Source organism: Duganella sp. GW821-FHT01E12 (assembly GCF_059422325.1).
Genome location: NZ_JBWKWR010000009.1, coordinates 101,026 through 122,093, shown reverse-complemented (window position 1 = coordinate 122,093; position 21,068 = coordinate 101,026). Strand labels below are relative to the sequence as shown.

The following is a 21,068-nucleotide window of genomic DNA, read 5'->3' as shown; positions in this document are numbered from 1 at the left end:
CTCCTTGATCAGTTCGGTACAAGGGACACAAAAAATGTACTGACCAGCAAATGGTAGGCCTATTTGCGGGAAATCAGTAAAAATATTATACAGGCGCGTTGCTGGATGCAATCGCCGTGGCGCAGGCCCTGCGCCAGGCCGGAGAAACTGGCAGGGGCTTGACTTCCTCCCGTTTTCTCGCAACAATTTATGCTGAAGATCGCGAAAAACGGCTGCTTGTTATTCAAGACACAAGTGGCCGCGCATACGTCTACCCGCACTAGCAAGGTCGGCCAGCGTCTCCCCCGACATATGTCGGATCATCTGCGACAGCACACACGTCCGTGTGCTCGCAGTAAACCGGAGCGCACTTTGAAAAGCCACCTTACACATCAAGCCCCTTCTCAACATCCGCGCATCGCCATCATTGGTGCCGGCCTCGGTGGATTAATCCTCGCGCGTGTTCTTCACGTCAACGGTATTCCAGCGCTGGTCTACGAAGCTGAAGCTTCACCTCATGCACGAGCACAGGGCGGACTGCTGGACATTCACGAATACAACGGCCAACTCGGGATTAGAGCAGCACACCTCTATGACGAGTTCTCTGCACTTGTCCTGCCTGGCGAAGACGCCAAGCGTATCGTCAATCGACACGGAGCGATCCTGTTTGACAAGCCTGGATTGGGCCACGCCGCCAAGCCAGAGGTGGATCGCGGCGCACTGCGTCAGCTTCTGATCAACTCCTTGCCTGCAGGCGCCATTTGCTGGGCCCATAAGCTCGCGCAGGCGAACCGCCTTGCGAACGGTCAACATGAACTTGTCTTTGCCGACGGCGCAACGACGCACGCCGATCTGCTGGTGGGCGCCGACGGAGCATGGTCCAAAGTTCGTCCGCTCCTGTCTGCCGCAAAGCCAGCCTACACCGGCACAACTTTTGTTGAAGTTCAACTCTTTAACGGAGATGTCAAGCATCCTGCCAGCGCAGAGGCTATTGGGACTGGCACCCTGATGGCAGTTGAACCCGGCAAAGGTATCCTGACCCATCGTTATGCGAATGGCACGCTCAACACCTACGTTGCACTGAATAAGCCAGAGACTTGGATGAACACAATAGACTTCAGTTATCCCGCCGCGGCTCTTGACCAACTTGGCAAAGAATTTGACGGGTGGGCTCCGCACCTTCGCGCATTAGCCACCAACAGCGATACAAAGCCAATTGTGAGGCCAATATATGCGTTGCCGGTCGATCATCGCTGGGATTCGGTTTCCGGCGTGACCCTGTTGGGGGATGCCGCTCATTTAATGTCACCGTTTGCTGGCGAGGGGGCCAACCTGGCAATCCATGACGGTGCCGAGCTGGCTCAAGCTCTCTGCGGCCACCCTGGCGACATAGATGGTGCTCTCGCAGCGTATGAAACGGCACTTTTTCCTCGCAGTGCCTCATATGCCAGCAAGTCTGCCCATAATCACTTGAAATTCTTCGGTGATGATGCCCCTCGCAGTGTCGTGGAACTCTTCATTTCGCACTAGGTCTTAACTTGCACAAATTGCAGCGTCCATCCAAAGGCAAGAACGGCCGCACACATGCATGTGTCGATCTCGCCGTGGACTCGGGCGTGATTGAAATCCTGATATCGGACGAAACCAAACGACAAAGCAAAAAGCCCAACCGGTGAAGGCTGGGCTTTTTGACATTGCTGAATTCTGGCTCCCCGACCTGGACTCGAACCAGGGACCTGCGGATTAACAGTCCGTCGCTCTACCGACTGAGCTATCAGGGATTAGAGGCAACATTTTATACTGTTTAGATCATTCCATCAAGATTTCCGACAGAACAAGTATTCCATGTTGCCTTACGAGTTAAGCTTAGTCGCTCAACCCGAAGAAGCAAGATTTTAAAGGACTTTCGCGATCGCGTCAATAACGATGTCGATATTGCGGGAATTGAGCGCGGCGACGCAAATCCGGCCGGTATCGACCGCGTAGATCGACTGCGCGCGCAGCTGGTCCACCTGGGCCTTGGTCAGGCCGGAGTACGAGAACATGCCGACCTGGTCGCGCACGAAGGCGAAATCGTGGGCCGGGGCCTTGGCCTTGAGCTTGGCCACGAAGGCTTCGCGCATTTCCTTGATGCGCACGCGCATGCCGGCCAGCTCGTCTTCCCACATCTGGCGCAGTTCCGGCGTGGTCAGCACGGTGGCCACCACTTTGCCGCCATGGACAGGAGGATTCGAGTAGTTGGTGCGCACCACACGCTTGAGCTGCGACATCAGACGGTTCGCCTCTTCGCCGCTGGCCGCGACCACGCTCAGCGCGCCCACGCGCTCGCCGTACAGCGAGAACGACTTCGAGAACGAATTCGACACCAGCAACGGGCCGCCGGCGGCCGCGAAGCGGCGCACCACCGCGCCGTCTTCGGCGATGCCGGCGCCGAAGCCCTGGTAAGCCATGTCCAGGAACGGCACCAGGCCGCCATTGGTCACGACGGCGATGATCTCGTCCCACTGGGCCGAGCTCAGGTCGGCGCCGGTCGGGTTGTGGCAGCAGGCGTGCAGCAGCACGATGGAGCCGCGCGGCATGGCCTTCAGGTCGGCCAGCATGCCGGCGAAGTTCACACCGTGGGTGGCCGCATCGTAGTAGGCGTAGTTGTTGACGGTGAAACCGGCGCTTTCGAACAGCGCGCGGTGGTTCTCCCAGCTTGGGTCGCTGATGTAGACCTGCGAATCCGGCGCGAAGCGCTTCAGGAAGTCGGCGCCGATCTTCAGGGCGCCGGTGCCGCCGATGGCCTGCACGGTCACGGCGCGCTTTTCCTGGATGACGGCACTGTCGGCGCCGAAGACCAGCTCCTGCACCGCCTTGTCGTAGGCCGCCAGGCCCTCGATCGGCAGGTAGGTGCGCGGGGCCGGCGCGGCGATCAGGAGCTCTTCCGCTTTCTGCACGCACGACAGCAGCGGCACTTTGCCGTTGTCGTCATAATAGACGCCCACGCCCAGATTGATTTTGGCCGGATTCTGGTCGGCGTTAAATGCTTCGGTGATGCCCAGGATAGGGTCGCGTGGTGCCATGTCGATGGCGCTGAACAAGCTAGGATTCGTCATGATAAGATTGGATTCGATTGGAAGCGGTACGCAGCGGTTGAAGGTAGACAGCGCCCCTCGAAAAACTGCTTCAGGCCGCTGGCAGGCCATTATTTTAACAAAGGTCGGACAAGATGGCTGAATTACCCGCACAAGACACCCCAAACGCAACGGTTGTAACCTTCCCGGACTCGCCGTTCAAGCTGCACCAACCCTTCCCGCCGGCCGGCGACCAGCCCACCGCGATCGACCAGCTGTGCGAGGGCATCGACGACGGCCTGTTCTTCCAGACCCTGCTCGGCGTGACCGGTTCCGGCAAAACCTACACGATGGCCAACGTGATCGCCCGCAAGGGCCGCCCCGCCATCGTCTTCGCGCCGAACAAGACGCTGGCCGCGCAGCTGTACTCGGAGTTCCGCGAGTTCTTCCCTGAGAACGCGGTCGAGTACTTCGTCTCCTACTACGACTACTACCAGCCGGAAGCCTACGTGCCGCAGCGCGACCTGTTCATCGAAAAGGATTCGTCCATCAATGAGCACATCGAGCAGATGCGCCTGTCGTGCACCAAGTCGCTGATGGAGCGGCGCGACGTCATCATCGTCGCCACCGTGTCGGCCATCTACGGTATCGGTAACCCGACCGAATACCACCAGATGATTTTGACGCTACGTGCCAAGGACCGCGTCTCGCAGCGCGACATCATCGCGCGCCTGATCCAGATGCAGTACACCCGCAACGAAGTGGACTTCGGCCGCGGCACCTTCCGCGTGCGCGGCGACACGCTCGACATCTTCCCGGCCGAGAATGCGGAACTGGCGGTGCGCCTCGACCTGTTCGACGACGAGCTGGAATCGATCCAGCTGTTCGATCCGCTGACCGGCCGCGTCAAGCAGAAGATCCCGCGCTTCACCGTCTATCCCGGTTCGCACTACGTCACGCCGCGTTCGACCGTGCTGCGCGCGATCGAGACCATCAAGCTGGAGCTGCGCGAGCGGCTGGAGTTCTTCCGCAAGGAGAACAAGCTGATCGAAGAGCAGCGCCTGGAGCAGCGCACCCGCTTCGACCTGGAGATGATGACCGAGATCGGCTTCACCAAGGGCATCGAGAACTACTCGCGCCACCTGAGCGGCGCACAGGCCGGCGAACCGCCGCCAACATTGGTCGACTACCTGCCCAAGGACGCGCTGATGTTCCTCGACGAATCGCACGTGCTGATCGGCCAGTTGAGCGCCATGTACAACGGCGACCGCTCGCGCAAGACCAATCTGGTGGACTACGGCTTCCGCCTGCCGTCCGCGCTGGACAACCGGCCGCTGAAGTTCGAGGAATTCGAGCAGAAGATGCGGCAGACCGTGTTCGTCTCCGCCACGCCGGCCGACTACGAGAAGACCCACGCCGACCAGGTGGTCGAACAGGTGGTGCGGCCCACCGGCCTGGTGGACCCGATGATCATCGTGCGCCCGGCCAGCTCGCAGGTGGACGACCTGATGTCCGAGATCACGCTGCGCGTCGCCAAGAACGAGCGCGTGCTGGTGACCACGCTGACCAAGCGCATGTCCGAGCAGCTGACCGAATACCTGAGCGACCATGGCATCAAGGTGCGCTATCTGCACAGCGATATCGAGACCGTGGAACGGGTCGAGCTGCTGCGCGACCTGCGCATCGGCACCTTCGACGTGCTGGTGGGGATCAACCTGCTGCGCGAGGGCCTGGACTTGCCGGAGGTGTCGCTGGTGGCCATTCTGGACGCCGACAAGGAAGGCTTCCTGCGTTCGGAACGCTCGCTGATCCAGACCATCGGCCGCGCCGCGCGTAACCTGAACGGCGTGGCGCTGCTGTACGCGGATCGCATGACCGATTCGATGGAACGCGCCATCGGCGAGACGGAACGCCGCCGCGCCAAGCAGATCGCCTTCAACACCGCCAACGGCATCGTGCCGCGCGGCGTGCACAAGGTGATCCGCGACATGATCGACGGCGTCTACAGCCCGCAGGACGCGAAGGAAGAACTGCAGGTGGCGCAGGAGACGGCCAAGTACGAATCCATGAGCGAGAAGCAGATCAGCAAGGAGATCAAGCGCCTGGAAAAAACCATGCTCGATCACGCCAAGAACCTGGAGTTCGAAAAAGCCGCGCAGGTGCGCGACCAGCTGCATCACCTCAAGCAGCAGCTGTTCGGCGCGCCCGGCGCGGACAATATCGCCTGAGCGTTTACGGCGCCTTGACGAAGCTGCTCAGGGCGTCGATCAACTGCGGCGACACCGGCAGATCGGGGCTGCTATAGGATTTCATCTGCAAGGCCTGGTCGCTGCCGACCATCTTCAGCACGTGGTTCATGCCTTCGACCACCACCAGCCTGGCGCGCGGTGCGGCAGCGGCCAGCGCCTGCGCCTCCGACGTCTGCACCTGGATGTCCGAGGTGCCCTGCAGGATCAGCACCGGCATCGCCAGCGCCGCAACCGCCGCGCGCGGATCGTGCTTCAGCGACGAGATCAGGTAAGGCTGCACCGACGGGTGGTACAGCATCATCAAGCCCTGCGGCACATCGTCAACCGTCTTGCCCTGCTTGAGGGCAGCCAGTATGCGCTCGTTCTGATCGAACAGGGGCGGCGGCAGCTTGGTCTTCAGCTGGTCGCGCAGTATCTCATCCAGCGGATGGCCGGCGCCGGCGATCAGCACGCAGGCGTCGGTGGCCGCCTGCTTGCAGGCCTCGGCGGCGATCTGCGCCCCTTCGCTATGCCCCGCCATCACCACGCGCGAGAAGCGCGGATCGGCGCGCAGCTTGCGCAGCCACGCGGCGGCGTCGTCGATGTAGTCATCGAGGCGCAAGTCCTGCTCCTTCCACACCGGCAGCGCGCTGGCGCCGATGGCGCGCTTGTCGTAGCGTACCGACGCGATGCCCCGGCTGGCCAGCGCCTCTGCCACCATGCGCAGCGAATCGTTAGGCCCCGGCAGCAGCTTGTTGTTGCCGTCGCGATCAGTCGGCCCGGAGCCGGCGTGCAGCAGCACCACCGGCACCTTGCCGCCGCCTTCCGGCAGCAGCTCCGTTCCATACAGGGTACCGCCGCCCACATCGAGCGAAACCGGCCGCTGGGCCGCGTGGGCGGACACCGACAATATCAGCAAAGACAGCAGAAACTTGAAGCGCATAGTTATTCTCCGATCTGGTGAGGAAGACGTTTATAAAGCAGCAGCGAGTAGAGCACCGCCAGCGGCGCCCATGCCAGCATCAACGCCAGCCAGGCCCATACCGGGACGCCGAGCCAAAGAGCGAACAGGCCCAGTACCCCGCTGGCCACCATCAAGCGCGCCGCCAGGCGGTGCGTGGCGTACCAAACCCGCTCGCTGGCCAGCGTCCACGGCGTGCGGATGCCCATGAAGAAGTTGCGGCGCACCTTGCCCAGCGGGTTGCCGACCAGGATAAGCAGCACGAATATGGCTGCCGGGACGGCGCGCCCCATCGGCACCGGTTCGTGCAGCGAGGCGGCCAGTATCAGCGCGTAGACGTAGCCGAGCAGGCAGACGACCACGCCGCTCACGTAGTAGTACGTCGACTCAAAGCCCGCTATCTCGAAGCGGCGCGGCGACATGCCAGGCATTACCGCGCCCGTGACAGCCACCATCGCCATCAAGCCGGGGCCCAGCAGCCATAGGGCCGCGCGCGGACCATAGCCGTTGACCGCGCCGGACGCATCCCAATGCACCGGCACGCGCTCGGGCAGTTGCGCCCAGAAGTAAGCAGTGGCCGCGCATGCGGCGGCGATCAATACAAAGCAAAACAGCAGATAGCGTGTTCTCATTTTTTCCTCGCTTTGGTTTCGGGGCCGGTCAGGTCCATCATCCACGACAGCACGTCCTGCAGCACCGTGGTGTTCAAGCCGTACCAGATGGTCTGCCCTTCGCGGCGGCGGGTGATCAGGTCGGCGTCCGCCAGCACCGCGAAGTGGTGCGACATGGTGGGTTTGCTCATGTCGAAATGCGCCGCCAGGTCGCCGGCAGTCATCTCGCCGGGACGCAGCAGGCGCAGTATCTCGCGCCGCGCCGGATCGGCGATGGCCTTGAAGGCGTTGTTGGAAGCATTCATATTAAGGCAGACATCTAATTAGACAGTTATCTAACTATAGACCGGTAAAAAACGGCGGTCAAGCGATTTTCGCTGCCGCCGCATCGCCGGGCTAGATGGCCAGGCCGCCGCCGTCGAACATGTGCCAGCGCGCAGGCTCCACCCTCACCGCCGCCAACTGGCCGTTCTGCCAGCGCACTTCCGGGTCGATACGGGCGATGAACTGCGTCGCGCCGCCGTCCGGCGTCAGGTAGACATAGCTGGTATCGCCCAGCAGCTCCGCCGCCAGCACCGTGACGGCGATGCCCTCGCCGCCCGCGGCCTCCAGCGCCATGTGCTCCGCGCGCACGCCAAGTGTGACGCCGTCGCCCACGGCCAGGCCGGCGCGCGGGGCCACCAGCACCACCGCGCCGCCGGCCAGCCGCACGGCCATCGCCTGCGGCGCCAGCTGCTCCACCGTGCCGCCGATGAAGTTCATGGCCGGAGAACCGAGGAAGCCGGCCACGAACAGGTTGGCGGGACGCTGGTACAGATCCAGCGGCGCGCCCACCTGCTCCACCACGCCGCCGCGCAGCACCACGATGCGGTCGGCCAGCGTCATCGCCTCCACCTGGTCGTGCGTCACGTAGATCATCGTGCTGCGCAGCGTGCGGTGCAGGTTCTTCAACTCGATACGCATCTGCACCCGCAGCGCAGCGTCGAGGTTCGACAGCGGCTCGTCGAACAGGAACACCTGCGGCTGGCGCACGATGGCGCGGCCTATCGCCACCCGCTGCCGCTGGCCGCCGGAGAGCTCCCTGGGCTTGCGCAGCAACAGTGGCCCGATGCGCAGGATGGCCGCCGCCTGCTCCACTTTTCTGTGAATCTCCTCCTCCGGCAGGCCTGCCAGCTTCAGCGCGAAGGCCATGTTGTCGTACACCGTCATATGCGGATACAGCGCGTAACTCTGGAACACCATGGCGATGCCGCGCGCCGCCGGCGCCACCTTGGTCATGTCCTTGCCGCCGATAAGCACCGCGCCCTCGTCGCTGTCTTCCAGTCCGCAGATGGTGCGCAACAGCGTCGACTTGCCGCAGCCGGATGGGCCGACGAACACCACGAACTCGCCGTCGGCGATGCTCAGGTCTATGCCGCGCAGGATCTGCTGCTGGCCAAACCCTTTTTTGATGCCTTGTATTTCCAGTCCAGCCATTCCATTCCCCTGTTAGCCCAACACCAGTTCGACGCGATGCGCCGCACCGTCGCGCTGCATCGGTATGCGCGCCACGCCGTCGTACACCGCCAGCGGCACGCCATCCAGCGCGGCGGCCAGCACGGCGCCGGCGCTGCGCTGCGGATTGCGCACAATGATCTCGTAGCTGCCGCCGGCATCCGGCAGCTGGTGGAGGATGCTGAACTCCGGCCATTCGTCCGGAATGCGGGGTGCCATCACGATGGTGTTGCCGCCTTCGATGCGGAAGCCGAGCACCGATTCAAGTCCGACGCGGTACATCCATCCCGAAGAGCCGGTGTACCACGTCCAGCCGCCACGCCCGACGTGCGGTGCTTCGCCGTAGATGTCGGCGGCGATCACATAGGGTTCGACCTGATACACGCCCACCGCCGCAGGGTCCAGCGCGTGGCTGACGGGGCTGAGCATCTCCAGCAGCGTTGCGGCGCGGTCGCGGCGCCCCGCCTCGGCCATCGCCCGCACGGCCCAGCAGGCGGCATGCGTGTACTGCCCGCCGTTCTCGCGCACACCGGCCACGTAGCCCTTGATATAACCGGGATCATTGGGCGTGTTGACGAAGGCTGGCGTCAACAGGCGTATCAGCTTGTCCTGCTCGGACACCAGCCGCTGCTCCATCGCGTCGAGCGCCTGATTGGCGCGCTGCGGCGGCGCCACTTCCGAGATGACGGCCCAGGCCTGTGCCAGCGCGTCGATCTTGCACTCGTCGCTTTCCCTGGAGCCGATCACCGCGCCGTTGTCGTAGAAGGCGCGGCGATACCATTCGCCATCCCAGCCCTCGGCGTTCAGCGCGTGGTCGAGATGGTCGTGATAGGCGCTGTAGTACATCACGCGCGTGCTGTCGCCGCGCTTCTCGCAGATCGGCAGGAAGTCCTTGATGATGCGGGACAGGAAAAAGCCCATCCACACACTCTCGCCACGTCCCTCGCGGCCGACGCGGTTCATGCCGTCGTTCCAGTCGCCGGTGCCCATCAACGGCAGGCCGTGCGCGCCTTGTGTCAGCGAGCGGTCCAGCGCTCGGCAGCAATGCTCGTAGACGTCGCCGCTGGTGCCGGACAGTTCGGGCTTCAAGTAGACTTCGTCCTCGCCTTCCTCCAGCAGGGGCGCCGTCAGGAACGGTTCGACTTCATCAAGCACGCCCCAGTCGCCGGTGGTGCCGATGTAGAAGGCAGTTATGTACGGCAGCCAGAGCAGATCGTCCGAGAAGCGCGTGCGCAGGCCCTGCTCCATCGGCGCCGTGTGCCACCAGTGCAGCACGTCGCCTTCCACAAACTGGTGCGCGGCGTGTATGCGGATCTGCTGGCGCGTCAGGTCGGGTCGGGCGTAGATCATCGCACTGGAATCCTGCAGCTGGTCGCGGTAGCCCAGCGCTCCGCCGGATTGATAGAAAGCCGATCGCCCCCAGATGCGGCAGCTGAGGTTTTGATAGGCCAGCCAGCCGTTCTGCATCAGGTCCACGGCAGGCATCGGTGTCGTCACCTGCACCGCGCCCACGGTACGGCGCCAGAACGCCGTGATCTCGTCGAATGCCTTTTGCACCGCGTCCGGCGACCTGTAGCGCCGCACCAGGTCCAGCGCGGCCTCGCGCTCCACCGTTTCGCCCAGCAGGAACACGCATTCCAGCGTGGCACCGGGCGCCAGTTCATACACTGCCTGGAATGCCGCGCAGGGATCAAGGCCGGCGCCGGTGGTGCCATCAAGCCGCGCCGCCGTCAACGCCGCAGGATTCGCCGGACTGCCGTGGCGGCCGATGAAGGCGGCGCGGTCGGCGCTGTGGTACACGGCCGCGCCGGGACCGGCCAATGCGGCGGCGAAGGTCACGCCGTCGGCGAATTGCCCTGCCAGCGGATTATGGGCGAGCAGCATGCCGCTGGCGTCATGTTCGGTTACGACGAAACGGCTGCTGTCAGCCGGAGAGCCGCCCAACACCAGGCGCTGGTAGGAGTACAGCGACAGTCTCCGCGTTGCGGCGCCGCGATTGGTCACGCGCACACGCACAATCTTCACCGGATCATGGCGCGGCACGAACATGACGGTTTCCTGCTCTAGCCCGTGGCTGACGTGATTGAAGCGGGAATAGCCAAAGCCGTGCGCCACCTCGTAGCCCGCGCCGGCGGGCACAGGACCGGGGAGCGGAGACCAGAAAGCTCCGCTGTCCTCGTCGCGCAGATAGAGCGCTTCGCCGTGCGGATCGCGGATAGGGTCGTTGGACCACGGCGTCAGGCGGTGCACGCGGCTGTTGCGGCTCCACGTGTAGCCTGCGCCGCTCTCGCTGACCAGGAAGCCGAAACCTTCGTTGGAGATGGCGTTGGTCCATGCCAGCGGTGGCCGGTGCAAGCCGCGCTTCGCATCCCAGTCCAGGCGGATCACGTATTCGTCGCCATTCTCGGAGAAGCCGCCGTTACCGTTGAAGAACCGGAGCGGCGAGCGATCCGGCAACGCAGAGGGGCCATCCGCCAGCGCTGTCGGCGCAGGCAGCGGCACGTGCGCGGCGCCGTCGAGATCCCCCAGCGAGGGCAAGCCGCCGCGCACGATCAGCAGGGCATTCAGTTCGATGTTCGCCATGTCGGCCGGCGCGATATCGTCCGGTTTGCACCGATAGACGCCCTCCTGCTCCGGCCAATCGCCGTCGGCAGCCAGCAACAGCACGTTCAGCGGCAAGCCCAAGGCGACCCAATAGCGCCGCGCGCGCAGCACCAGATCGACACTGGCGTCCACCCGGCTCACACTGCGCAACAATATCATCGGGCCGGCCGGCAGCGTGCTGGCCGTCGTGGCGACGCCGGGAGAGGCGCTCAATACCGCACTGGCGATAGCCGCCGTGGAAGCCGGCACGCGCACAGCCGACTGGCCGTATAGCATGGCGCCCGCCAGGCGCTGGCAGTATTCGGCCTGTGTGTCCGTGAGCCCGATCCGCTGCTGCAACACCCTGCTCGCGGCGCGCGCGGCGTCGAACAGCGGCTGGCCGTCGCCATCCATTGCCGATGCCAGCGCCAACGCCTGTTCGCGGCCCGGCGCCGCGCCCAGCATGAAGACCAGCCGCACCTGTTCGCCCGGCTGGAGCACGGCGCTGCGCCGCAGACTGAAGGCCGGATCGAGCACATTGCCGACAGTGGCGGACAATTCACCATCCAGCCCCGCCGGCGCGCGCAGGTCGCGCCCGCGGCCGATAAAGCGGGTGCGATCCGTCTCGCATCCTGCCGCCGCGCCGCCGGCCGCGGCGTGCACCATCCACAAGCCGGCCTCCCCTTCGCCGCGAGGACGGCGCCGCGCCAGCAAGGCGCCGGTGGCGGCATCTAACTCCGTCTGCACAAACAGCTTGGAGAACGCCGGATGCGACGCTTCGTCGGACTGCCGGTTCAGCACCACCTCCAGGTAACTGGTCAATTCAATGGTCCGTTCGCAATCCGACAAATTACTCAGCAAGACGCTGCGCAGTTCCACGTCGCGCTGCGGATCGACGGCGACTTCCATGCGCGCCTCGATGCCATGGGCAATCGCGCTTATCCAGCAGCTACCGGCATCGCCGCCCGCCGAACGCTGCACGCCGGCCGCATCGGCCGCACCGGGCTGCGCGCCCAAGGACCAAAGTTGGCCGCTTACCGCGTCGCGCAAATAGAAAAAATAGCCTTCCGCGTCCTCGATGCGGTCGCCGTTCCAGCGCGACAGCATGACATCGCCGATGCGGCTGAAACCAGTGCCGCTGCCGGTGATCAGGGTGGTAAATCTGCCGTTGGACAGCAGTTGCGCGTGGCGCGACAGTTCTGGAGTGGGCATGGCGTTATACCGGTTGGTTCAGGCAAGCGCCATTGCTGGCGACGATGTCGGCGTACAGCAGCGCGCTGTCCTTCAGGGTGCGCTGCTGGGTTTCAAAGTTGACGTGGATGATGCCGAAGCGCTTGGAAAAGCCCAGCGACCATTCCAGATTGTCCAGCAGCGACCACACCATGTAGCCGCGCAGGTCCACGCCCAGCTCCAGCGCGGCGTGCAACGCGCCCATGTTCTTGCGCAGGCAGCTCATACGCAGGGGATCGTGCACCCGGCCGTCCTCCGCCTGCGGCGGATCGTAGAAGGCGGAGCCGTTCTCCATCACATACAGCGGCGTGTCGCCGTAGCGCTGTTTGAAGTTGACCAGCGTATCGGTCAGCCCTTGCGGGAATACCTCCCAGCCGGTTTCAGTATAGGTGGCCTGCGTCTGGCGAACCGCCGCTGCGCGCAGCGGCCAGTGCGCCGGTTCGTGCCGGACCACGCTGCGGGTGTAGTAGTTGATGCCGACGAAGTCCAGCTTCTGGCCGATCAACTCAAAGTCCGCCGCCGGCCAGGCGGGCCATGCATCACCGAATATCTCCTTCATCTCCGGCGGATAACTGCCGAGGAAGATCGGGTCCAGGTACTGGCGGTTCATATAAGCGTCCGCGCGGCGGGTCGCATCGAGGTCGGCCTGCGACTGGCTGGCCGGATATTTCGGCTCGATGTTAACGACGATGCCGATCTGGTACTTGCCCTCTTCGCGGTAGGCCTTGACGGCGCTGCCGTGGGCGCGCATCAGATTGTGGCTTGCCAGCGCCGCCTCGTGCAGGCTGCGATGGCCGGGAGCCAAGGTGCCGTGCAGGTAGCCGCCGTCCGTCACCACCCATGGCTCGTTCAGCGTAGCCCAGGATTTGACGCGGCCGTCGAAAGCGCGGAACAGCACGCGCGCGTAGTCGGCGAACCAGTCGGCGATATCGGGATTGAGCCAGCCGCCGCGATCATCCAGCGCCGCCGGCAAGTCCCAGTGGTACAACGTCAGCATCGGTTCGATGTCGTTGGCGAGCAGCTCGTCGATCAGGCGGCTGTAGAAATCCAGGCCGGCCTGGTTCACCGCGCCACGACCTTGCGGCAGGATGCGGCTCCACGATACGCTGAAACGATAGGCCTTCAATCCCAGTTTGACCATCAAGGCCACGTCCTCCTTGTAGCGGTTGTAGTGATCGCAGGCTACGTCGCCGTGGTCGCCGTCGCGCACATTGCCGGGGACCGCGCAGAAACGCTGCCAGATGCTGGCTCCCGCGCCGTCGGCCAGCGGCGATCCTTCGATCTGGTAGGCCGACGTGGCGCTGCCCCACAGGAAGTTGGCTGGAAATTGAATTGCTTTGTTCATGTAAAAATCCCTTTGAGGCGGAAGTTAAAACGGTGCTGCATCGATCTGCAAAACCGCTGGAAGACTGGTGATCGTGATCTGCCTGCCCTGCAAGGCCGCCGGTTGGCCGTTCAGGCGCACGGCGCCTGGCGTGCCGGCCCAGGGCCAATTGAAAATCAGGCCGCCGGGCGGCATGCGCGGCATGACATCTATGCGCAGTGTGAGACGGCCACCCCGCGCCGCCAGCGTGTAGCTGAGCGGGCCGTATGGCGTGCGCAAGCCGCGCAGGCCGATGCCGTCGCCTTGCAGCCAGACGCCGGGGATGCCCTCGCCCAGCAGCAGCGCGTGGTCGGATTCGCGTTCGTAGGCGAAGGAATCGAGTGCGGCGCGGATGTAGTCGGATGAGATCCATCCGTGCGGCATATCGCCGAGGAAGCGCGGCTGGCGCGCATCGCGGCCGACCACTTCGGCCCACTGGTTCCACGCGGTCGGGCGCTGGTCGGCGTAGAAGTAGTCCAGCAGCTCGGCGGCGCGCTCGCGCCAGCCCAGGCGGATGAAGGCGCTGACATTGCGCAGTTCGTAGGGCGTGTAGTCTTCCCACGTCTTGCTGCCGTCGCGGCGGGCGCGGAAGAAGTCCCAGTATTTTTCGTAGGTCGCCTGCAGCAACGCCGGCGGCAACTGCTTCTGTTCGCCGCCGGGCGTCAGCGCAATGGTGGACGACGTGGGATCGAAGTCGCCCAACTCCGCCGCACCGGGCAGATAGTTCACATTGTGCGCGGAGGTGCTGGCGGCCAGCGACGCGTAAAGGTCGCGGCGGAATTCGTCGCGCTGGGCCGAGAGCCGCTGTGCGGCGGCGCCGTCGCCCAGTATCGCCGCCATGTCGGCCGCGTCCTTGTAACCGCGCAGGGCCCAGAAATCGTCCCAGTAGGAGTGCATCGGCTTTTCGGAATAGCCTTCATGGCTGATCGATGCCGGCATCAGGCCAAAGAATGTACGGCGTTCCGGTGTCTGGTTGGCGGCCGTGCGTTCGGATTGGCGCAGCGTCTCCATGTAGCGCGCAGCGGCCTCCATGTGCGGCCAGGCAGCGGTCAGTGCGGCCTTGTCCTGCGTGTAGCGATACAGTTCGGCGGCGAGGAAGATCAGCTGGCCGTGGCTGTCGTTCTCCGGCACCGGATCGGCGCCGCGACGGTCTACGCAACATGGCACTTTGCCGTTGTCGAACTGGTATGGCGCGTACCAGCGCAGATAGTCGGCGGCGATGGCGGGCTGACCGAGTCGCAGCAACGCTTCGGACATCATGGCGCCGTCGCGTATCCAGGAGCGGCGGTAGGAGCGCGTGCCTGGCTGCAGCGCCGCGCCCTCGCGGGTCATCAGGATGTGGGCCAGCGATGAACGCAGCGTGTCGGCCATGTGCTGGCCGGCTGGCGGCATGTGGAGCGTGACCTGATTGAGCCTGGCGCGCCATTCGTTCGATACTTTTTCCTGCTCCCGCGTCAGCCAGGCGGCGTGCTCCCCCGCCGGTGCGGGAGCTTCGGCGCCGCCGGCCATGGGCAGGACAGCTCCCAGCACCACACTGCCGTACGGCGGCAATGTGATCTCATAGGTCAATGCGGCGGAGGCCATGCCGGTGTCGTCGTGCGCCATTCGCGCGACGGCGGAGGATGCACGGGACGCCGCCACGCCTGCGCCGCCCGGCAACAGGCCGGCATCGAACGACGCCAGCGCCACGTTGGCCGGACGCTCCAGCGGATAGACCTTGGCATCACCGTTGATCGTCAGTGCCTTGCCGTCCCACGCCAGGTCATTGATCGCACTGAAGCCGCCCGGCGTGTTGAGGAACTGGCGCGGCGCGTTCACCTGGAATGGCCGCACGGCCAGCACCAGCTTCAGTTTCCTGCTTGCGCCGGTGAGGTTTTTCAGTGCGTAGCGGGCCAGCAGCTGCGATAACGCGGGTGTGCCCGCCGCCGCCGCAGTCACGTCCAGCGTCCATGAGGGATGCCGCCACTGCACCGTGGGCACGGGCAGATAGCCGTCGCGCAGGCTCTGGCTGACTTTGACGTCGGCCCAGCTGACCAGCTTTCCGCCATCCTCGACAAACGGCTCGACCGAGAAACCGCCCTGACGCGACTCGATGGCGCCGTCCTCGGAAATCAGCGCGCTATGGTCGCCGCCGCCATCCACGCCCACCAGCGTCCAATAAGGCTGCTGGCCGGAGAAGCCGCGTGGATACAGGCCGCGTTGCGCGCCTTGCGCCACTGCGGAGATGAAGTCGTTGGGCGTGGCGCCGTAGGCCAGGTCTTTCAGCTCCACTTCAGCCAACGCGTAGCTTTCCGCCGGACCTTCGTGCAAGGTGAGGCGGATGTAACGTGCTTCGGACTCCGCCAACCGCAGCGGATCGTCGCCGCCATTGCCGTCAACGACGCGGCGCACCGTGCGCCAGTTGCTGCCATCGGCGGACAAATCGATATCGTAGCGGCGCGCATAGCGGCGCCCCTGCCAGTGCAGCACCAGCCCTCCGAATTCGCGCTCGGCGCCGAGATCGATCACGAGCTGCTGCCGTTTCCCCGCGGCGCTGATCCACGCAGTCGCCGCATCGCCATCCAATGCCAGCGCCGCCCCGCCCCGCACGGCGGCCGACGATGCTTGCGCCGTGGCCCGTGGCCATGCCTTGGGCGTGGGCGGCAGCTCGCGGATCGCCAACTGGCGGATGTACACCGAGCCACTGCCGCCGCCACTGCCCGCACTGACCACGAACTCGATACGGTCGGCGTGAGTCAACGCATGGTCCTTGACCGGCCCCCATGCGAACAGGATCTGGCGCTTCTTGACGCGCACAAGCTGCCATTGTTTCGGGAAAACGTAGTTCTGCTGCTGGAACCACCAGACGTTGTCGCCGCCGGCGTCGGTCAGCTTGAACTCAAAATGATTGACCGGCGCATCGGCGCGGATGTAGAACGATATCTCGTAGTTCTCCGGCAGATCGAGCGGCAGGCTGCGGCGCACGAAGGCATAGCCGCCACGGCCCGCGAAGTCGAAATCCAGCCGCAGGCCGCCGTCGGCGGCACTGGCCCTGGACTGCACGCCATCGGAAGCCTGCGCCTGCCACTGGGCGATATTCGAAAAATCGTCGAGCACCCCTGCATGCGCCGTCAGCGTCGTCCACAGCGCGGCCAATAGTGTGAAGAGGCGCATCATCCTTTGACGCTCCCCACCAGCAAGCCCTGAATGTAGTAGCGCTGCAGGCCGAGGAACAACAGCAGCACCGGCAGGATGGTCAGCACCGAGCCGGCCATCATCAGCTCATTGTCCTGCACGTGCTCGCGCGACAGGGACGCCAGCGCCACCGGCAGCGTGTACAAGTCCTTGTCGGTCAAGACGATCAACGGCCACATGAAATCGTTCCACGTGCCGAGGAAAGTGAAGATCCCCAGCGTGACCAGGATGGGCGTCAGCAGCGGCAGCACGATGATGCGGAAGATCTGGAACTCGCTGGCGCCGTCCATGCGCGCCGCCTCCAGCAGGGCGTCCGGTATCGTCAACGCATACTGCCGCACCAGGAAGATGCCGAAGATGCCCGCCATGGCCGGCACCAGCACGGCGCCGTAGCTGTTCACCAGCCCCATATACTTCAGCAGAAGGAACAGCGGCAGCATCGCCACCTGGCTCGGTATCACCAACGCGCCCAGCATGACCTTGAAGATTCGGTCCCGCCCCTGGAAGCGCAGCTTGGCGAACGCATAGCCGGCGCTCACGTTGAACAGCAACGACAGCAGCGTCGCTGCGCATGACAGCAGCACGCTGTTGAGCAGGTACTGGCCGATGCCCGCGTGGCTGAACAACTCGCGGTAGTTGTGCAGCGTGGCGGAGCGCGGCAGCAGCGGCAGCGGGAAGCTGCTCGATTCGCCCGGCGCCATCAGCGATGTCGACACCATCCACAACAGAGGGAACAGCGTCAGCGCGCCGGCGCCCAGCATCAGGGCATTGAGCAGCAGCGCGCGCGGTTTGTTATGCAGGGCGCTCATGCGTCCACTCCTTTGGCGACGCGCAGTTGCAGCAGCGTGACGCAGAACATGATCGCGAACAGGATGAAGGCCACGGCCGACGCCGCGCCCAGGTTCCACCACTTGAAGCCCTGCTCATACATGAAGTACAACACGCTGACCGTGCTTTGCACCGGCCCGCCCTGCGTCATCACATACGGTTCGGCGAACAGCTGGAAGTAGCCGGACATGCTCAGGATGCTGACCATCAGCAGCGTCGGTCCCAGCATCGGCCAGGTGATGTAGCGGAACTGCTGCCACACGCCCGCGCCGTCCAGGCCCGCCGCCTCGTACAAATCTTCGGGGATGCTTTGCAGCCCGGCCAGGAAGATGATCATGTTGTAGCCGAAGTTCTTCCACAGCGCGAACAGGATAATCGCCGGCATCGCCCAGTGCGGATCGTTGAGCCAATCCACCGGCGAGATACCCAGCATTTCCAGGCCTTGGTTGATCATGCCGTAGCGCGTGTGCAGCAGGTAGCGCCAGATCACCGCCACCGCCACCAGCGACGTCACCACCGGCGCGAAGAAGGCGGTGCGGAACAGGCCCTTGAAGCGCGTCAGCCGCGAATGCAGCAGCAGCGCGGCGCCAAGCGAGGCGGCGATCGACAACGGCACGCCCACCACGACGAAGTACAGCGTATTGCCCAGCGCCTGCCAGAACAGCGGCGTTTGCAGCAGCTCGGCGTAATTGCGCAGGCCGACGAAACGCAGGTTGCGCAGGTCGGCCAGCGCGTAGATGTCGAAGTCGGTCAGGCTCATGGCCAGCGCCGCCAGCACCGGCAGGAAGAAGAACACGCCGATGACCAGCAGTGCAGGTCCGGCGAAGCACCATGCGGCGCGTTGCGAGTTCATTTGCCCTCCCTCCGCGCCAGCATCCAGCGGCGCTTTTCGAGGATATGGTCGGCCTTCGCATCCAGATCGGCTGCGGCCTGTTCGACGGTCAGCTCGCCGTGCGTTACGCGCTCGGTCACCAGGCGCATCTCGGTCGCGATCTGCTCCCACTCCGGCACCTTGGGCGCGGGCTTGACGCGCTCCAGCTGCTCGCCGAAGGCCCTGGCGTACTTGTCGTTCGCCAGGCGCGGATGCGACCAGTTGCTGCGGCGCGGCGGCAGGTCGCCGGTCAGCTCATGAAAGCGCGCCATGGTGTCGGTGCGCGACAGGTACTCGATCAACTGCCAGGCCTCGCGCTGGTGTTTGGACGACGCGGCCAGCACCAGGCTGGAGCCGCCCGCCACCGATGCCGCAGGGCCGCTCGGACCTGGCAGGATGGCCGTCATCCAGCTGTCCTGCTGGTCCGCTGGCAGGCGGCGTTTGAACTCGCCCATATTCCACGGGCCGGAAATGTAGAAGGACACGTAACCCATGCCGAATTCGTGATATACATTCGTGATGCGGTTGAGCGGCACTAGCTTCTGCGAATACATGTCCGCATACAGCTGCAGGCTGCGTTGGAATCCCGGCGTGCGGAAATTGCCGTACCGGCCGCCGTCGCGCAGCAGCGGTTCGTCCTGCTGCAGGGCCAGCGCCAGCAGCGGCTCGAATTCGTCGCTGGGCAGCAGGATGGCGTAGTTGTCCGGGCCGACGATGCGTTTGATCGCGCTCATCGCCTTCATCCAGTCCGCCCAGTTCTGCGGCGGCTTCGCGTAGCCAGCGCGGGCCAGCATGTCGCGGCGGTAGAACATCACACGCGTGTCGACATACCAGGGAACGCCCCACAGCTTGCCATCGACAATGTTGGTGTCCCATATGCCGGGGAAGTAATCGGCGGGAGCCACCAGCTGCGACGCCGCCACCTCGCCATCCAATGCGCGCAAGGCGCCGATGGCCTTGAACTCGGGGACCCACGTATTCCCGAGCTGGAAAATATCCGGCATCACGTCGCCGGCGAACGCGGTCAGCAGCTTTTCATGCGCCGCTGTCCACGGCAGCTGCTGCACTTCGACGCGCACACCGGGATGGCTGCGTTCGAACTCCGGCAACAGGGCGGTGACCACCTCGCCCTCGCGCCCCATGGCCCAGAACTTCAACACCACGCCCTCCTCCCGGCGCGGAGCGCAGGAGGACAGCAGCGCGGCGAAGGCCAGCACCAGCAGGGCCGGAGTAAAGCGCATGCTCATTTCGACAGCCAGCCACCGGTGAAGCCGGCGCGTTCAAGCCCGCGACGGATGGCCGGATTGCCGCGCATGACGCGCCACACCAGGTCACTGCGGTAGTTCTCGGTCATGGCGATGATTGGGCCCTGATCGATGCCGAGGTAGTCGGTGTCCACCCAGCCTTGGCCGGCCACCATGCGGCCCTGCTGCAACGGCACCTTGTATTCAAAGCTCGGATTGAACGCATCCAGGAAGCCGTAGCGGTCGTAGATGAAGTCTCCATAGCGCTGCTTCATTTCCAGCACGGCGGGGATGACGATCTCCGGCGCGAACGGCAGCGACGCGGCGACGGCGGTCGGCGCCAGCGTGCAATCGTCGTAGGTTTTCACGCCGCCGATGCCGCGCGCGGCGTAGGTATGGAACGGCAGCTTCTGGCCTTCATATTCCAATGTCTTGTCGACCGGGCCGTCGCTGGCGGTGATGCCCCAGACGTTGGCGCCGTAACCTTTGCAGCGCAGAGGATTGCTGATAGCGTAGTCGCGCTGCGCGTAGGTGGCGCGGCGGCTGTTTTCGAAATAGTCGTAGCCGCGTTCGCGCATGTAGTCGTCGCGGATGTTGCGGAAGTCGATCCACACATGGCTGTACTGGTGGATGAACATGGACGGGAAACCCAGGTGTTCCTTATCGCCCTTGCCCTCCAGGCTCCTGGCGTAGTTGCTGGTCCAGGCCTTCCAGGCCTCCGGCTGCACCGGATGCGATGAAGAACCCAACGCCAACACGTAGATCAGCATCGCCTCGTTGTAGCCCTTCCAGTCGTAGCCGATGAAGCCCGACTCGGGATGCCAGCCCAGCGCGATGGATGGCTTGCGCGCCTGCGCCCAGGTCCAGTCCACACGCTCGTAGATTTCCGTCGCCAGCTTGCGGATTTCCTTCTCGGCGGCGTCGTCGCCGTCGAAGTAGGATAGGCTGAACAAGGCGCCGGCCAGGAACAGCGCCGTGTCCACGGTGGACAGTTCAACCTTGTCGTTGTAGCGCAGCCCCGTCTTCATGTCGAGGAAATGATAGAAGAATCCCTTGTAGCCGCTGGTGCTGGTGCCTTTGGCCGCGCCCTGCGGCGCGTTGCGGAAGAAGCGCAAAGTGGCCAGCGTGCGGTCGCGCGCCTGCTGGCGCGTGATGTAGCCGCGTTCGACGCCGACCGGATACGCGGTCAATCCGAAGCCCACCGCCGCCACACTGGAGAACGACGGCGTCGGATAGCGATCCGGCACCAGGCCGTTGGCGGGGTTGGCGGTGTTCCAGAAAAAGTCGAAGGTTCGTTGTTCCAGCTGGTCGAACAGTGGCGGCAGCTGGTTGTCGCGGGCGGCTGCGGCGCCGGAGAACAACGCGGAAACAGCAAGGGCGAGGCCGGCCAGCACATGGGGCGTACGGCGCAGGGTGAGGGGCATGGCAAATGACATGGATCGTTTT

Annotated in this window: 14 protein-coding genes and 1 tRNA gene; 2 read left to right on the top strand and 13 right to left on the bottom strand. The window is 64.4% G+C overall.

The genetic code is table 11. The features are described from left to right. Positions 1-189 precede the first annotated feature (189 nt). Positions 190-1,509 (top strand): FAD-dependent oxidoreductase, encoded by a 1,320-nt coding sequence (locus AC07WS_RS22820; protein WP_494731286.1) that lies wholly within the window; start codon positions 190-192, stop codon positions 1,507-1,509. Between the two features lie 175 nt (positions 1,510-1,684). On the opposite strand, the gene AC07WS_RS22815 is transcribed toward AC07WS_RS22820, so the two are convergent. Both AC07WS_RS22815 and AC07WS_RS22810 read right to left on the bottom strand, forming a co-directional pair. Continuing rightward, positions 1,685-1,760, bottom strand: a tRNA-Asn gene (locus AC07WS_RS22815). Between the two features lie 114 nt (positions 1,761-1,874). After that, positions 1,875-3,077 (bottom strand): amino acid aminotransferase, encoded by a 1,203-nt coding sequence (locus AC07WS_RS22810; RefSeq protein WP_494731285.1) that lies wholly within the window; start codon positions 3,075-3,077, stop codon positions 1,875-1,877. Positions 3,078-3,190: 113 nt separating this feature from the next. On the opposite strand from AC07WS_RS22810, the gene uvrB reads away from it, so the two are divergent. After that, complete coding sequence (uvrB, locus tag AC07WS_RS22805; protein WP_494731284.1) at positions 3,191-5,263, top strand: excinuclease ABC subunit UvrB; 2,073 nt, start codon at positions 3,191-3,193, stop codon at positions 5,261-5,263. 4 nt (positions 5,264-5,267) lie between these two features. On the opposite strand, the gene AC07WS_RS22800 is transcribed toward uvrB, so the two are convergent. The 11 genes from AC07WS_RS22800 to AC07WS_RS22750 all read right to left on the bottom strand — a co-directional run bounded on the left by AC07WS_RS22800 (position 5,268) and on the right by AC07WS_RS22750 (position 21,058). Continuing rightward, on the bottom strand, positions 5,268-6,206 hold the full coding sequence (locus AC07WS_RS22800) for an alpha/beta hydrolase (protein ID WP_494731283.1): 939 nt from the start codon (positions 6,204-6,206) through the stop codon (positions 5,268-5,270). A gap of 2 nt (positions 6,207-6,208) precedes the next feature. Further along, positions 6,209-6,856, bottom strand: coding sequence for an SdpI family protein (locus tag AC07WS_RS22795; protein WP_494731282.1), 648 nt, complete (start codon positions 6,854-6,856; stop codon positions 6,209-6,211). Then, on the bottom strand, positions 6,853-7,140 hold the full coding sequence (locus tag AC07WS_RS22790) for an autorepressor SdpR family transcription factor (protein WP_494731281.1): 288 nt from the start codon (positions 7,138-7,140) through the stop codon (positions 6,853-6,855). The genes AC07WS_RS22795 and AC07WS_RS22790 overlap by 4 nt, the downstream gene beginning before the upstream one ends. A gap of 91 nt (positions 7,141-7,231) precedes the next feature. Then, positions 7,232-8,311: an ABC transporter ATP-binding protein gene (locus AC07WS_RS22785; protein WP_494731280.1), complete on the bottom strand. Its 1,080-nt coding sequence runs from the start codon at positions 8,309-8,311 to the stop codon at positions 7,232-7,234. Between the two features lie 12 nt (positions 8,312-8,323). Continuing rightward, the gene (locus AC07WS_RS22780; protein ID WP_494731279.1) at positions 8,324-12,124 is read right to left on the bottom strand and encodes a GH36-type glycosyl hydrolase domain-containing protein; all 3,801 of its coding nucleotides are present in this window, start codon (positions 12,122-12,124) and stop codon (positions 8,324-8,326) included. A gap of 4 nt (positions 12,125-12,128) precedes the next feature. Further along, positions 12,129-13,487, bottom strand: a complete 1,359-nt coding sequence (locus AC07WS_RS22775) for a GH1 family beta-glucosidase (protein ID WP_494731278.1) — start codon at positions 13,485-13,487, stop codon at positions 12,129-12,131. A 24-nt stretch (positions 13,488-13,511) separates the two neighbouring features. Then, a complete protein-coding gene (locus AC07WS_RS22770; protein ID WP_494731277.1) occupies positions 13,512-16,661 on the bottom strand; it encodes a discoidin domain-containing protein in 3,150 nt (1,049 codons plus the stop codon). Further along, positions 16,658-17,488 (bottom strand): carbohydrate ABC transporter permease, encoded by an 831-nt coding sequence (locus AC07WS_RS22765; RefSeq protein WP_494731276.1) that lies wholly within the window; start codon positions 17,486-17,488, stop codon positions 16,658-16,660. The genes AC07WS_RS22770 and AC07WS_RS22765 overlap by 4 nt, the downstream gene beginning before the upstream one ends. Beyond that, positions 17,485-18,360 (bottom strand): carbohydrate ABC transporter permease, encoded by an 876-nt coding sequence (locus tag AC07WS_RS22760; RefSeq protein WP_494731275.1) that lies wholly within the window; start codon positions 18,358-18,360, stop codon positions 17,485-17,487. Before AC07WS_RS22760 ends, AC07WS_RS22765 begins: the two co-directional genes overlap by 4 nt. Next, positions 18,357-19,619, bottom strand: coding sequence for a sugar ABC transporter substrate-binding protein (locus AC07WS_RS22755; protein ID WP_494731274.1), 1,263 nt, complete (start codon positions 19,617-19,619; stop codon positions 18,357-18,359). Before AC07WS_RS22755 ends, AC07WS_RS22760 begins: the two co-directional genes overlap by 4 nt. Before the next feature lie 2 nt (positions 19,620-19,621). Next, entirely contained in the window at positions 19,622-21,058 is a 1,437-nt protein-coding gene (locus tag AC07WS_RS22750) for a glucoamylase family protein (RefSeq protein WP_494731273.1), read from the bottom strand. Positions 21,059-21,068 lie beyond the last annotated feature (10 nt).

Bases quoted from the DNA above. Each gene is read 5' to 3' on its own strand.
- AC07WS_RS22795 (WP_494731282.1), bottom strand. From the start codon at position 6,856: ATGAGAACACGCTATCTGCTGTTTTGCTTTGTATTGATCGCCGCCGCA.
- AC07WS_RS22785 (WP_494731280.1), bottom strand. From the start codon at position 8,311: ATGGCTGGACTGGAAATACAAGGCATCAAAAAAGGGTTTGGCCAGCAG.
- AC07WS_RS22780 (WP_494731279.1), bottom strand. From the start codon at position 12,124: ATGCCCACTCCAGAACTGTCGCGCCACGCGCAACTGCTGTCCAACGGC.
- AC07WS_RS22810 (WP_494731285.1), bottom strand. From the start codon at position 3,077: ATGACGAATCCTAGCTTGTTCAGCGCCATCGACATGGCACCACGCGAC.
- AC07WS_RS22750 (WP_494731273.1), bottom strand. From the start codon at position 21,058: ATGTCATTTGCCATGCCCCTCACCCTGCGCCGTACGCCCCATGTGCTG.
- AC07WS_RS22820 (WP_494731286.1), top strand. From the start codon at position 190: ATGCTGAAGATCGCGAAAAACGGCTGCTTGTTATTCAAGACACAAGTG.
- AC07WS_RS22790 (WP_494731281.1), bottom strand. From the start codon at position 7,140: ATGAATGCTTCCAACAACGCCTTCAAGGCCATCGCCGATCCGGCGCGG.
- AC07WS_RS22800 (WP_494731283.1), bottom strand. From the start codon at position 6,206: ATGCGCTTCAAGTTTCTGCTGTCTTTGCTGATATTGTCGGTGTCCGCC.
- uvrB (WP_494731284.1), top strand. From the start codon at position 3,191: ATGGCTGAATTACCCGCACAAGACACCCCAAACGCAACGGTTGTAACC.
- AC07WS_RS22770 (WP_494731277.1), bottom strand. From the start codon at position 16,661: ATGATGCGCCTCTTCACACTATTGGCCGCGCTGTGGACGACGCTGACG.
- AC07WS_RS22760 (WP_494731275.1), bottom strand. From the start codon at position 18,360: ATGAACTCGCAACGCGCCGCATGGTGCTTCGCCGGACCTGCACTGCTG.
- AC07WS_RS22765 (WP_494731276.1), bottom strand. From the start codon at position 17,488: ATGAGCGCCCTGCATAACAAACCGCGCGCGCTGCTGCTCAATGCCCTG.
- AC07WS_RS22755 (WP_494731274.1), bottom strand. From the start codon at position 19,619: ATGCGCTTTACTCCGGCCCTGCTGGTGCTGGCCTTCGCCGCGCTGCTG.
- AC07WS_RS22775 (WP_494731278.1), bottom strand. From the start codon at position 13,487: ATGAACAAAGCAATTCAATTTCCAGCCAACTTCCTGTGGGGCAGCGCC.